The organism is Kribbella sp. NPDC048915 (assembly GCF_040649595.1).
In the GTDB taxonomy this organism is placed as follows: Bacteria; Actinomycetota; Actinomycetes; order Propionibacteriales; family Kribbellaceae; genus Kribbella.
The window spans coordinates 24,356-37,399 of the sequence record NZ_JBEZFT010000048.1 but is presented as its reverse complement, the minus strand read 5'-3'; the positions used below and the strand labels follow the sequence as shown (position 1 = coordinate 37,399).

Here is a 13,044-nt window from a genome sequence, read left to right as displayed (position 1 = left end):
CGCGCGGACATCCATGACGTCCAATAGGGATTTGGCGACATTTCATATCCTGGGGTTATGGATCTTCGGCTCCTCCGGGCGTTCGTCACGGTGGCCGGCCTGCGGAACTTCGGGGCCGCGGCGGCCGAGCTGTCGACGAGTCAGCCGGCGCTGACCAAACAGATCCAGGTGCTCGAGCGGCGGGTCGGGTCGGTGCTGTTCGACCGCGGCCGGCACGGCGCTCGGTTGACCCCGGCGGGCGAGCTGCTGCTTGCTGACGCTCTGCAATTGCTGGAGCGCGCGGACGCGTTCGAACGCAAGGCCGCGCAGGTCGCCTCCGGTGCCGAGGGCGCGCTGGCAGTCGGGTTCGGGTTGTCCGGGATCGAGTTGGCGCCGCGGGCGGTCGCGCTGTTCCGGAGTCGGTGGCCGAAAGTGACGATCTCGCTCGAGGACATGTCGTCGGCGGTGCAGTACGAGCGGCTGCTGGCGGGCACTCTGCACATCGGGTTCGTCCGGTTGCCGGTGCCCGCGCGGATCGAGCACCTGCGGCTACGACGCGACCGTCTCACCCTCGCCGTACCGGCCGAGCAGCAGCTGCCGCGCGATCTCACCGGTTGGATCGACGGGCGCCCGCTGGTCCGGCTGACGCCGGATCGCGGGCCTGGACTGGCAGGGCAGATCAGCACGCTGTACGCCGAGCTTGGTTGCCACCCGCAAGTACTGCAGGAGGCCGGTGACCTGCAGACCGTCCTCGCCCTGACCGCGGCCGGCGTCGGCGCTGCCGTCGTACCGCAGTCGGCCGAACGGATCGCCCCGCCGGAAGTCCGGCTGGTGCCGCTGCCCGGCCGCGCCGCCACCTGGTGGATCGGCGCAGCCTGGGCGACCAGGACGCCGCTCACGGAGCGCTTCGTCAAGGCCGCCGTCGAGGTCGCACGCTCCTGAAAGCTGTCGGCCGAGAGTCACACCGGAACGTTGATGGAGTTGTCACGGGCTGCACAACACACTGGTCTCGTCATGCCGCGAAGGTAGGCCGGGTCGCCGGGGACCCCTCCCGAGCTCAGTCGAGTACGTCGACGTCCGCCGGGACCAGCGTGGTGGACAACAGGAGCTCCCGGAACAGGTTGTCGTTGAGCGCATTGCCCACCGGCTCCCCGACCTCCTCACGCGTCAGCCCGGGTACGCCGTCACGCGACAGCCGGCCGCGGACGTTCGCGACCAGGTGCTCAACCCGCTTGGCGGTCCAGCCCTCGTCCGGCTGCAGCTCGGCCAGCTGGTCCGCGGCCTGACGCCACGACAGCGGTAGCGGGTGCGGATCGCGCAGCAAGTACCGCTGGCCCACTACGACCAGCGCGAGCTTCTCTGTCATGGACAGTGACCAGGTGCGGGGCGGGTGGGTCTGTTCGCGCGGCCGACGTACCGGGCGGGTGCCGCTGTCGCCGACGACGTACACCTCCAGCAGGTGCTGACGACCGCTGGTGCCCTGCACGAACAGCGGCGTGTACCCGACCGCGAGCGGCATCGGGTCCTCACCTGCGAACAGCGTCTGCTCGCGCGGGAACCGCACCGGCAGCCGGCCAGTCACTGCGACCTGCCAGCGCCCGTTGCGGTAGCTGATCGACCCGTGCAGCCGGCTGACCCGTGGATCGTCCTCGCCGACGCAGACGTGCACCTCGGCTCGGTTGCGGCCGAACAGGATGGTGCGCTGCGGCTCGGCGTCGGCGGTGACGCCACCGGCGATGCTCAGGACGAAGATCGTGCCCGGCTGGGCGTCCGGGACGCCGCGGGCCAGACTGGCCTGGTTCGGTGGGAGTCGTTCCATCTCCTGCTTCGGATAGCTCGTAGGTCGCTCGTTGCCGCAGGCCACCAATCGGTCACTGCACCAGGTCCGCCGAGGCCGCGAAGGTGTCACACGCCTTGTTCGCGCCGACGTTGAAGCCGTTCTGGATCCAGAAGCCCTGACTGGTCGCCAGCCCGTGCGTCCGCTCGTCCGCGGGGGTGCTCGGGGACTCGCCGAAGCTGTTGCTGGACTGCTCCTTGAACTCGTTCAGCCGGCTCGTCAGCGGGTACGTCCTGGCCACGGCCTTGCTGAACACGCCGGCGAAGCAGGACGCCTGCAACTCGTTGCGCCGCGAGCTCTCCAGCTTCTTGTCCGGGTTCTCCTGCACGTAGACGGCGCGGGCGTAGAACAGGCCGGTGATGCCCTGGACGTGATGGCCGTACTCGTGCGCGATCGTCATCAGGTACGCCAGGTCCTGTTGCGGGCCGAAGGCACGGTTCATCTGTTTCACGTCGACGTACATGACCTGATTGCCGTAGCAGTAGAACGCGAGCACCCGGCCCGACAGCGGCTGGAAGTTGCCGCACGCGGTCGTCACGGGCTGGTCGAACACGACCAGGCCCGGGTCCGGCTTGTCCTGCCCGAGCTCACGGAAGATCGGCCGCCATGCGTCGTTGAGGCACTTGAACAGACGCTCGTAGTAGGCCTTCTGCGAGGTCAGGCTGCCGCTGCCGAGGTTGGTCGCCGGGCAGTTCTGCACCGGCAGCGGACCGGTCCGGTAGACGTCGGCGTTCAGCAGGTAGTCCTCGGCCGTGCCCTTCTCGGGCGACGTGGTCGGCGTCGGCACGATCTCCGGGCCGCCGTCCACCTTGGGCTCGGCGGTGTTCTGCGAGCCGTTGGAGCCGAGCAGCGCGGCCAGGACCGCCAGCGAGATACCGATGAAGGTGAGGATGCCGAAACCGAGCAGGACCAGTCGCAGCCCGCCGCCCCGCTTCCGCGGTGGCTGGAAGCCGTTGAACTGCCCCGTCCCGCCGTACGGCGGGAACTGGGGCTGGTACTGCGGCGGGTACTGCTGCCCCGGGTACGGCTGACCCTGGTACGGCCCCTGGTACTGGCCCGGCTGCTGAACCGGCTGCTGACCCGGCCCCGGCCGGTACCCGCCCTGCTGCGGCGGCCACGGCGCAGCCTGCGGCGGTGGCAGGACACCCGGCGGCGGGCCGACGGGCCGGCCCGGTGGTGCGCCTTGGGGTGGGCCGCCGTAGCCGTAGGGGCTGCTCACGCTGTGGCCTCCATGTGGTCGGTCGAGTTCGCTGCACGAACCGGCACGAGACTACCCTCGACCCATGTCACCGAAGCGCCGCCTCTCCACGGCTGCCCTGCTGATGTCCCTGACCGCCCCGCTGTTCGTTGCCGTCGGCATGCTGCCGGCGCACGCCGCATCCCGCGCCGACGACCAGATCACGGCGTACTCGGCAGACGCCACGCTGACCAAGGACGGTGAGCTGCAGGTCAAGGAGACGGTCGACCTGACCGCGGGCGGTACGACGTTCACGCGGACGCTGGCCACCCGCGTCCGCTCCGACGCCGAGCGGGACCGCACGTACGAGCTGAAGGACGTGTCCGCGACGGTGAACGGACAGCCCGCCGAGGGCTTCCGGAACGAGAGCACCGACGACGGCCGCGAGCTGACGCTGAACGTGTCCGGCCAGTCGAAGATCGTCTACAGCTACACCGTGGACAACGTGGTCGCCGACTCGGTCGACGGCCGCCAGGTGAGCTGGCCGATCGTCCAAGGCTTCAGTACGGCGATCCCGAAGGCCGAGCTGAGCGTCACGGTGCCGTTCGCGACCTGGGTGACCTGCTTCGCCGGCCGCGCCGGCTCGAGCATGCCGTGTACGTCGTCGCAGCTGGGCGAATCGGCGGCGCTGGAGATCCAGCAGAACGGCGTCCCCGCGGGCGGCCGGGTGACGTTCCTGACCGGGCTGAGCGGTGACGCGAACGTGCAGCCGAATGCGGAGTTCTCGACCCGCTGGTCGCTCGGGCGCGCGTTCACCGTCGACTCGACCACCGGCGGTCTGGCAGTGCTGGTCTTCGGGCTCGGACTGCTTGGCGCGGTCGGTCTGTGGTTCTTCCGCGGTCGGGACGCGGCGAAGGTCGGTGCGGGGACACCGGAGCGCCCGGTGCTCGACGGCGCCGACGGACCGCAGTTCGCCGCACCGGACGGCATCCGTCCCGGTCAGGTCGGCACGGTGGTCGACGAGACGGCCGACGTCGTCGACATCACCGCGACGCTGCTGGACCTTGCCGTGCGCAACTACCTCACCATCGTGGAGCAGCCGCGTCAGTCGCAGTACGGCAAGCTGGACTGGGAGTTGCAGCGTCTGCACCCGGGCGGCCCCGAGCTGCTGCCGTACGAGAAGGCCCTGCTGGACGCGGTGTTCGCGGACGGCGATCGGGTGCTCGTCTCCGCGCTCGGCCCGTCGCTGCGCCCGCGGCTCAACCTGGTCCGCGAGCAGTTGTACGCCGACGTCGTCACGCAGGGCTGGTTCAGCAACCGCCCTGACGCAGTGCGGAACCGTTGGACCACCGCGGGGCTGGTGCTGCTCGGTGCCGGTGCCGTCGTCACCATCGTGCTGGCAGTGGTCAGCAAGTTCGCCCTGGTCGGGCTGGCGGTCATGGCGGCCGGCCTGGTGCTCGCACTCGTCGGCCAGGCCGCACCGGCCCGGACCGCGCGCGGTGCGGCGGTTCTCGGCCGGGTGGCCGGTCTGCAGCACTACCTGGCCAACGAGTCGTCCGCCGACCTCCCCCAGACGCACCGGCTCGAGTTTGCCTCCCGCTGCCTGCCGTACGCCGCTGTGCTCGGGCTGACCGAGAAGTGGGCGCTGGAGATCGCCGCGACCGATGACGACGACGACCCCGACGCTGGCATCGGCTGGTACTCCGGTCCGGAGAACTGGCACCTGTCCGACATCGGGGAGTCGCTGAGCAACTTCGTCACGTCGTTCGGCGGCTCACTGACCACCGCCCGTCGCCTGTTCGGCTGACGGGCGGCGGCTCAGTGACTACGCGCTTCAGTTGACCCGAACCTCGGCTGCGGTGAAGGTGTTGCAGGAGTCAGGCTTCTTGTTGTTGTAGCCGGCAATGGTCCATTGGTAGTTACTGACCCGGTTGCCGTGGTCGTGGACCCGCGGGCGCGAGTAGTCGTCGCCCAGGTGCGTGATCAGAACCTTCCACTTGGCGAGCAGAACGCCGTTCATCGGGATGAAGGTCGCGTTCGCGCCGAGGTAGACCGCGCCCAGGCAGGTCGCCTGCAGCTCACGGCGGCGGCTCTCCAGCAGCTTTTGGTTCGGCGACATCCGCTGCGCGCGCGTCATCGACGCGGGCAGGATCCCGGCCAGCTTCTGCACGTGGTGGCCGTACTCGTGCGCGAACGTGTTCAGCATCAGCGCCCGGGCGTGGATCGGATCCCTCGTGTAGGCACCGTTGTCGACGGCGAACGGCAGGTAGATCGTCTCGTTCGCGGCGCAGTACGACGCACGCACGCCGCGCTGGATGCCGCACGGTGAGGGGATCTTGCCGACGTACACGACCGACTTCGCCAGGCGGAACGGCAGGTTGACCTTCTTCATCGCCAGCCACCAGGTGCGGTTCATGCAGGGCAGGAGGCGGCCGTAGTACTGCCGCGCTGCCGCCACTGTGACCGGTGCGAACGGCGGCTCGACGCACTTCGACGCCGTCACCGGGCCGACCGTGTACAGCCTGCTGCTCTTCACGACCTCGTCGACCGTCGGGCCACGCGGCGTCGACGGGGACGGTGACTCCGAAGGGGTCTGGGACGGGGTCTCCGACGCGGGCGCGGTCGGGGTTTGCTTCGCCTCGGGGTCGTCGCTGCCCAAGGCACGGACAGCCAGCGTTACTCCGGAGCCGACGACGAGGACAGCGAGGGCGACGATGCCGATCAGCAGGTTGCGGGAGACCTTCTTCTTCCGGCGCCGGCGGCCGCCCGGGGGCTGCGGGATCGGGATCGGTGGGTACTGCCATGTCGGTGCTTGCTGGACGGGCTGACCCATCGGGCCGATCTGCGGGCCCTGGTTGGGACCGCCGCTCTGCGGTGCGGCGTGGCGGCCGCCCTGTTGGTGTTGCTGTTGCTGCTGGGGTGGGAGGGCGTTGCTCCACGGGGACTGCTGCTGGTTCTGCTGGTTCTGGTCGCCCTGCGGACCCCAGAGGTAGGAGTTCTCCGAGTGCGGGCCGCTCTGCTGCTTCGGTGGTTGCTGCTGTGGGGCAGCCTGCCAGGCGCTGGAGCCGGACTGCTGGGGGTTCGACTGCGGTGCGCTCGGCTGCTGTGGGCTCTGCTGCGGCGGGCTCGGCTGCTGGGGGTTGGACTGCCAGGATCCGCCGGACTGCGCGGGCGGCATCGGACCGGACTGCCAGGAACCGCCCTGTGCCTGGCCCGCCTGTCCTGGGCCTGCTTGTCCGGGTCCTGCTTGTCCGGGACCCGCCTGTCCTTGGCCGGCCTGTCCTGGGCGCGGCTGAGCCGGACCGGACTGCCACGGGTTGGTCTGTGCCGGACCGTGCTGTGCGGGACCGGAGTGGGTAGGACCGGACTGAGCAGGACCGGACTGAGCAGGACCTGGCTGGTCGGGGTGTTCGCGGCGGGTGGGGTCCCAGCCGCCGTCGAACCAGTTGTTGGCGGGCTGCTCGGCCGGCGTCGGGCTGCTGAACTCGCGCTTCGCGTCACTGTCGCCGGACCACCAGCTGGCGGGCTGGTTGCCGTGGCTCGGCTCGCCGGCGACCGGCCCGCGCGGGCCGCCCTCCTCGTTGCGGGCCTCGAACCACCCGCGATTCGGCCCCTGACCCTGACCCTGCCCCTGACCCTGACTCTGATCCTGCCTCTGACCCGGCCCGTGGCCCGGGCCCTGTCCTTGACCGGCGGGCGGCCGGCCGGGACCAGACTCCTGCGGTCGACCCGGCTGATCGTCAGCCGGGTCGCTCCCCGGGGTCTGGTTCCACTTGTCCGACATCGATGCTCCTCACGACCTTGCTGGGTGTAGCTCGTAGGTTGGGGCGCCGAAGCCGCCTCCCCCGGACATATCCTGCGCGACATGTCCTGCGCGACATACTCTGCGGGATCCGGACCCACCAGGCTAGCTATCCCGGCAGGTCGCCCCGCAGCAGACCGGTGTCGCGGCTCATTGCACCCTGGCGGCCGGGGCCACGAAGGTGTTGCAGGCGCTCGGGTTCCGCGCGTTCCACCCGCGCATCGCCCAGTACTGGTGGTTCTTCGCGTCACCGTGGTCGTTCGCGTAGTCGGTGACGTGCCCGATCAGCCAGCGCCACTGCACCAGCGACTGCCCGGTGACCGGATAGGTCCGCCGGTTCGCGCCGATGAAGATGTCCGAGAAGCAGGACGCCTGCAGCTCGAGCCGCCGGCTGTCCTGCAGCTCCATCGCGTAGTTCGGCCGCTCGTAGCGGATCCGCGAGTACGCCTGCAGGATGCCCATGTTGTACTGCACGTGATGCCCGTACTCGTGGGCGAACTGGTGCAGCATCCACATCCGCGCCCACACCTTCTGGTAGCTCTGCGAGTAGCGGTTGTAGTTGCCGACGTCCTCGGTCAGGTTCATGTAGATGGTGTCGTTGGTGCCGCAGAAGAACGGCGGACCGGTGTCCCGGCCGGTCCCGCAGGGCGTCGACACCGTCCCGCTGAACACCTGCACCTTCGGCGCGCGGAACCGCCCGCCGGCCTTGGCGACCAGCGGCGCCCACGACCTGTTTAAGCAGCCCAGCAGATTCGAGTAGTTGGCGCGGGCACCGGCGACCGTGCTCGGCCGGGACCTCGACTCACGGCAGCCGACGGCCGCCATCCCGCCGGCCTTGTACAGCCGGTTCTTCACCACGAGGTCGCTGTCGCTCGGCCCCTTGGGCGTGGGCTTGGTGGTCGCGGTCGTGCGGGGCGCGGTCGGCCGCGGCGGCTGCGTGGTCCGGGTGGTCGTCGGCCGTGTCGACGTGGTGCTGGACGGGGCGACCGACGGTGACTCCGACGGGCTCGGGCTGTACGACGTGGTGGTGGTCGGCCGCGCGTACGGCGGATCGTCGCGGTCCATGGCGGCGGCGATGACCTTGAGAACAATGCCGCCGACAACGACCACACCCAGCACGACGAACACCGCGATCAGCCCGCCGCGGCTCTTCTTCGGCGGCTTCGATCCACCAGGTGGAGCGCCCCACCCGAACTGCGGCTGACCCTGGAACGGTCCCTGGAAAGGCTGTCCCTGGAACGGCTGACTGGGGAACGACGGCCCGGGCGGCGGAGCGTACTGCGGCCCCGACGGCGGACCGTACTGCGGACCAGAGGGCGGCCCGTACGGCGCTCCCGCGGGCGGTTGCCCAGGCGGCGTACCGCCGTACCCCTGACCAGACTGTCCGGGCTGACTGTACTGTCCGGGCTGACTGTGCTGTCCGGGCTGACTGGGCTGTCCAGGTGGCGGACCGCCGTGCCCCGGACCCTGCTGCCAAGGCGGAGGTGGCTGCTGCGGATGCTGCTGGCCGGACGGTGGTCCCCACTGGTTGCCTGACACACCAAGGACGCTACCGGAGCCAGGGCTCAACTTACTCGGGCCGGGGAGCCCGTCCAGGTGCCGGTCCCCGTTGGCGGCCTGCCACCTCGCAGACGCTATCGTGCCCGGTGTCAACCTGACCCTCTCTCTACGGTGTGATTGGGCGATGCGTCTACGTCTCCTCGGGCTGTCCCTGTGTGCCCTCGGCCTGCTCGGCCTGTCGACTGTTCCAGCCGCTGCCTCGGCGGCGGACGCGACCGGTGCCGCCGCCGACCCGGTGGTCACCAACTACGACAGCCAGGTCCGGGTCGAGCGGGACGGTCTGCTCCGGGTCGCCGAGACCTGGAAGCTCAGCAACGTGAACGGGACCTTCACCCGCTTCATCGTCACCCGGAACCACCTGCCCGACGAAGTCGACCACGTCCAGGAGATCGGCGACCTGCAGGTCAAGGCCGGCGGTCAGGACAAGAAGGCCGAGCTGAAGACCGAGGGCGACGTGACGTCGATCGCGGTCCCGGACGTCACCAGCGGTACGGCGCAGCTCGAGTTCTCGTACACGGTGAAGGGTGCGGTGTCGAAGACACTCGACGGCACCGAGGTGCGGTTCGCGCCGCTGACCGGGATCAGCCTCCCGATCCAGACCGCGAACGTGGTCTTCAGCGTCCCCGAGGTGTCGCACGTCTCCTGCTTCGCGGGTCCGGTCGACAGCAACATCCCCTGCACGCTGGCGCAGATCGGTGAGACGTCCGGTCCGACGTTCCAGCAGACCGCGCTGCCACCGGGGAACACGATCCGGATGGCGGTCGGCTTCCCGCAGGGTCAGATCGCCGACAACGCGATCATCGAGTACCGGCACACCTTCAAGCGCGCCTTCTCCACCGACGCCGCGCAGCTGATCACCGCCCTGGCCGTGCTGCTGCTCGGCGCGATCGCGCTGGCCGTGCTGTACCGGGTGCGCGGCCGCGACCAGGTCGACCCGCACCGGGTCGTCCCGGCGTCGCTGTTCAGCCTGGGCGCCGACACCCGGATCGACTTCACGCCGCCGTCCGACCTGCGCCCTGGTGAGGTCGGCACGCTGATCGACGAGCGGATCGACCCGGTCGACGTGACAGCGACGATCATCGACCTGGCGGTCCGCGGTCACCTGACCATCACCGAGCTCGAGCACAGCACCGAGTTCGCGCGGCCGGACTGGGAGCTGCGCCGGGTCCCCAACGCCCCGTCCGAGGAGCTGCAGCGCTACGAGAACGTGCTGATCCGCGCGATCTTCGGCGACGCCGACTCGGTGCTGGTCTCCGAGCTGGGCAAGCAGGTCCGGGCGAACCTTGCCCAGGTCCAGGACGCGCTGTACGACGGTGTGGTGAAGCGCGGCTGGTTCACCGAGCGCCCGGACCGGACTCGGTCGCTGTGGGCAACGATCGGTATCGCGACCACCGTCGTCGGTGTCATCGCCACCGTCCTGCTGGCGCTGCTGACGACGTGGGGCCTGCTCGGTCTCGCGATCACCCTGGTCGGTGTCGGCCTGCTCGTCGTCGGCCGCTACATGCCGGCGAAGGCCCCGGCCGCCGGTCGCGTCCTCGGCCAGGTGGCGGCGATCCGCGGTGAGCTGCTGGAGATGGACGTCAGCGAACTCCCGGCCGACCAGCACACCGAGCTGTGCTCGCGCGCCCTGCCGTACGCCGTCGTACTCGGCGGATCGGACCGCTGGATCGACGCGTTGGTCGCCACCGACACCACGCCGGACGAGGCGGACGAGGGCTTCCCCTGGTACCGCGGTCCGAGCGGCTGGCACCTGCAGTACCTGCCGGACTCGCTCCGCAACCTCACCACGAACCTGACCGGCGCCCTGTTCGCCCGCTGAGGCAACCACGAGAAACAGTGCCCGCCACGCCGCCCCGGCGTGACGGGCACTGTCGTCTTCGAGCGCCTACCAGTTGTGCTGCGGACCCGTTGGCGGCGGCAACGGTGTGCCGTCCGGACGGATCACGTAGACCAGTCCGCCCGAGTGCGGCACCCAGGCGTTCTCGAACGCCTCCCGGTCGTACGTCGTCCGCACCTGGTCGTTGCTCGGGATCAGATGGGACGCGGGATCGTTGACGACCACGTCACCGTTCTCGTCGAAGCCGACGATCACCATCAGGTGCCCGTTGGTGCCGTAGCCCGCACCGGGCAGTTCGTCCTTCTTGAACGACAGCGACGCGACCAGGGGGATCCCCGCCTTGATGAACTGCTCCGCCTCGGTCAGCGAACGCAGCCGCGTCACGAAGGCATCCACACCGCGCGCACCGGCGTACGCCGTGTTGAACGGCCAGTTGCCCGCTCCGTCGTACGCGTAGTCGAAGACGGACCGCGCGGAGTGGTCCACCTGCGGATCCGCGTCGGACGGATCGACCCACGCGGTCTCCTCGGCACTCGGACCGGCGCCCCAGTAGTCGAGCACCATCGCCGTCGACGTCGCCGAGCACCAGGCCTCACCGCCGTTGTCCCACTGCGGGTAGTGACCGATGTGCGTCTCCTGCGAGTACGTCGGTACGTCGAGGACGATGCCCTCCGCGCCGCCAAGGGGGCTGGCGGCAACCTTCTTGTCGGACGGCAACCGGGACGCCATCGCCCCGACGGAGCGAACCGTCGGTGACTGCGTGCTGCCGCTCAACCGGTACAGCGTGACCTTCAGCTGCCACCGGTCCAGCCACTTGTTCTTCGCGGCCTGGAAGGTGTCGACGGCAACGGAGCCGTCGGCGTCACCTTGGCTCGGCACGGACGTCCGGTGGATGTCACCCGCCGCGGTGTCGTCGCCGCCGGACCACCGGCCGAGCACGTACCACTTGGTGGTGGTGCCCTGGTTCGTCGTCCCCGCGAGCGAGACCTCGACCCAGGTTCCCGGCGGGGTGTCCGCGTTCCAGGATGCGACCAGCTCGGTCAGTCCGAAGCCGGTGCTGACCGGCGGTGACACCCAGCTGGTCCGGTCGTACGTCTTGGCGGAGCCGTCGCCGAACGGGTCGACGTACGACGTGGTGCCGGTCGACGTACCGAACGCGAGGGCGCCGTCGGCGACCGTGGTGCCGAACTGCTGACCGGCCAGGAAGTCGGCGTTCGACGTCCAGGCCCGATAGGCGATCTGTCGCGCCGGGGCGACCTTCACGGCTTCACTCGGCAGCACGTCGGCGCTGCACACGACCACGCCCAGCATCAGGGCGGTCAAGGGGCGGGCGGATCTCATACTCCGACGGTAGACCGCTCGGCAGTCGGTGTCATCAAGACGGAGCGCCGTGGACAGAAAGTTACGAGCGGTCGGCCCATTCGTCCGCGAGCATCGCGAACACCAGTTCGTCGGTCCACTCGCCCTTGAGGAACTCGTTCCGCACGAAGTGCGCTTCCTGACGCAGGCCGAGCCGGCGCAGCAGGTTGGCCGAGGCGGTGTTGCGGGCGTCCAGCCGCGCGATGATCCGGTGCATGCCGAGTTCCTCGAATCCGAGGCGGAGCAGTTCGACCGAGGCCTCAGCGGCGTACCCGTGACCGTGCGACTCGGGGTGGAAGACGTACCCGAGCTCACCGGTGCGGTGCTCGGTGCTGTTGACGAACAGCGTCACCTCGCCGAGGTGCCGGCCGGTGTCCCGCAGGATCACGGCGAGGGACAGCGCCTGCCCGTCGGTGTCCATCGAGACATCGATCAGCCGGCTCGCGAGGGACTCCTTCACCTGCTCCGGCGTGCGGGCGTCGTACAGCAGGTAGCGGGCGACGTCCAGGTTCGACTGCAGTCGCAGCAGGTCGTCGTAGTCGTCCTCGACGTAGCGTCGAAGGGTCAGTCGGTCGGTCTCGATCGGCAGCGAGTAAGCCACCGATCGAGACTAAGCGACCCTGCGGACCGCGCAAGCGGTTTATCCGTTGGCCAGTGCCTGCAGGCGGTCGTAGGCGCCGTTGAAGCGGTTCTGGTCCAGCGGTGACGAGGTGTACTGCCAGAAGGTGTAGAACGGCCAGCCGCCCGGCAGTGTCCCCGGCGACGAGGAGTAGCGCGCCACCCAGAGCGGGTTGGTCGAGTTGAAGGCGGTGCTGTTGCCGGTGCAGCGGCTCCACCAGTCGTAGTTCGTGTAGATCACCGCGTCGCGCCCGGTGCGGGCCTTGTAGGTGTTCACGAAGTCACGGATCCAGCTGACCATCGCCGATGCGCTGAGCCCGTAACAGGTCGCGCCGTACGGGTTGTACTCGATGTCGAGCACACCCGGCAGCGTCTTGCCGTCCTTGGACCAGCCGCCGCCGTTGGTGGCGAAGTAGTTCGCTTGCGTGGCGCCGCTCGAACTGTTCGGCAGCCCGAAGTGGTACGCGCCGCGGATCATGCCGATGTTGTAGGACCCGTTGTACTGCTGGGCGAAGTACGGGTTCTTGTACGACGTGCCTTCGGTCGCCTTCACATAGGCGAACCGTTTTCCTTGGCCCCACCAATAGCTCCAGTTGACGTTGCCTTGATGGCTGGACACGTCCATGCCTTCGACGGTGGCTGCGGGGGCGTTGCCGGCCGGGGCCGAGGCGGTGGTGGAGTTCTGCGTCCAGCCCAGGTAGGCGTCGCCGGCTTTGTCGATGCCGTGCTGACGGGCCTGTGCCGTCGGCTGGAGTGTGGGCTGGGATTCCGGGGTGGTACTGGCGTGGGCGGAGCCGGTCGTGGCCAGGATCAGGCCGAGAGCGACGGCGGCACCCGTGAAAAGGGCGGACTTCACGGATCCTCCTACAGCGTCT

Annotated in this window: 11 protein-coding genes; 4 read left to right on the top strand and 7 right to left on the bottom strand. The window is 69.4% G+C overall.

All coding sequences use genetic code 11. The features are described from left to right. Positions 1-57: 57 nt before the first annotated feature. Positions 58-921, top strand: coding sequence for a LysR family transcriptional regulator (locus AB0B82_RS22970; protein ID WP_360171951.1), 864 nt, complete (start codon positions 58-60; stop codon positions 919-921). A gap of 115 nt (positions 922-1,036) precedes the next feature. Here AB0B82_RS22970 and AB0B82_RS22965 read toward each other — a convergent pair whose 3' ends face one another. After that, positions 1,037-1,798, bottom strand: a complete 762-nt coding sequence (locus tag AB0B82_RS22965) for a hypothetical protein (protein ID WP_360171948.1) — start codon at positions 1,796-1,798, stop codon at positions 1,037-1,039. Between the two features lie 52 nt (positions 1,799-1,850). Next, entirely contained in the window at positions 1,851-3,035 is a 1,185-nt protein-coding gene (locus AB0B82_RS22960) for a neutral zinc metallopeptidase (RefSeq protein WP_360171945.1), read from the bottom strand. Between the two features lie 64 nt (positions 3,036-3,099). On the opposite strand from AB0B82_RS22960, the gene AB0B82_RS22955 reads away from it, so the two are divergent. After that, complete coding sequence (locus AB0B82_RS22955; protein WP_360171942.1) at positions 3,100-4,800, top strand: DUF2207 domain-containing protein; 1,701 nt, start codon at positions 3,100-3,102, stop codon at positions 4,798-4,800. Positions 4,801-4,827: 27 nt separating this feature from the next. Here the strand turns inward: AB0B82_RS22955 and AB0B82_RS22950 are convergent, their stop codons facing one another. Further along, on the bottom strand, positions 4,828-5,826 hold the full coding sequence (locus tag AB0B82_RS22950) for a neutral zinc metallopeptidase (protein WP_360171940.1): 999 nt from the start codon (positions 5,824-5,826) through the stop codon (positions 4,828-4,830). A 48-nt stretch (positions 5,827-5,874) separates the two neighbouring features. On the opposite strand from AB0B82_RS22950, the gene AB0B82_RS22945 reads away from it, so the two are divergent. Beyond that, on the top strand, positions 5,875-6,807 hold the full coding sequence (locus AB0B82_RS22945) for a pentapeptide repeat-containing protein (protein WP_360171937.1): 933 nt from the start codon (positions 5,875-5,877) through the stop codon (positions 6,805-6,807). Between the two features lie 138 nt (positions 6,808-6,945). Here the strand turns inward: AB0B82_RS22945 and AB0B82_RS22940 are convergent, their stop codons facing one another. Further along, positions 6,946-8,334 carry a neutral zinc metallopeptidase gene (locus AB0B82_RS22940; protein ID WP_360171934.1) on the bottom strand — a complete coding sequence of 463 codons (1,389 nt, stop codon included), beginning with the start codon at positions 8,332-8,334 and terminating at the stop codon, positions 6,946-6,948. A gap of 145 nt (positions 8,335-8,479) precedes the next feature. On the opposite strand from AB0B82_RS22940, the gene AB0B82_RS22935 reads away from it, so the two are divergent. Further along, on the top strand, positions 8,480-10,174 hold the full coding sequence (locus AB0B82_RS22935) for a DUF2207 domain-containing protein (protein ID WP_360171931.1): 1,695 nt from the start codon (positions 8,480-8,482) through the stop codon (positions 10,172-10,174). 66 nt (positions 10,175-10,240) lie between these two features. Here the strand turns inward: AB0B82_RS22935 and AB0B82_RS22930 are convergent, their stop codons facing one another. The 3 genes from AB0B82_RS22930 to AB0B82_RS22920 form a co-directional block, all read right to left on the bottom strand. Beyond that, entirely contained in the window at positions 10,241-11,533 is a 1,293-nt protein-coding gene (locus AB0B82_RS22930) for a peptidase C39 family protein (protein WP_360171928.1), read from the bottom strand. A 61-nt stretch (positions 11,534-11,594) separates the two neighbouring features. Further along, the gene (locus AB0B82_RS22925; RefSeq protein ID WP_360171925.1) at positions 11,595-12,152 is read right to left on the bottom strand and encodes a GNAT family N-acetyltransferase; all 558 of its coding nucleotides are present in this window, start codon (positions 12,150-12,152) and stop codon (positions 11,595-11,597) included. 39 nt (positions 12,153-12,191) lie between these two features. Further along, complete coding sequence (locus AB0B82_RS22920; RefSeq protein WP_360171922.1) at positions 12,192-13,025, bottom strand: lysozyme; 834 nt, start codon at positions 13,023-13,025, stop codon at positions 12,192-12,194. Between the last annotated feature and the right edge of the window lie 19 nt (positions 13,026-13,044).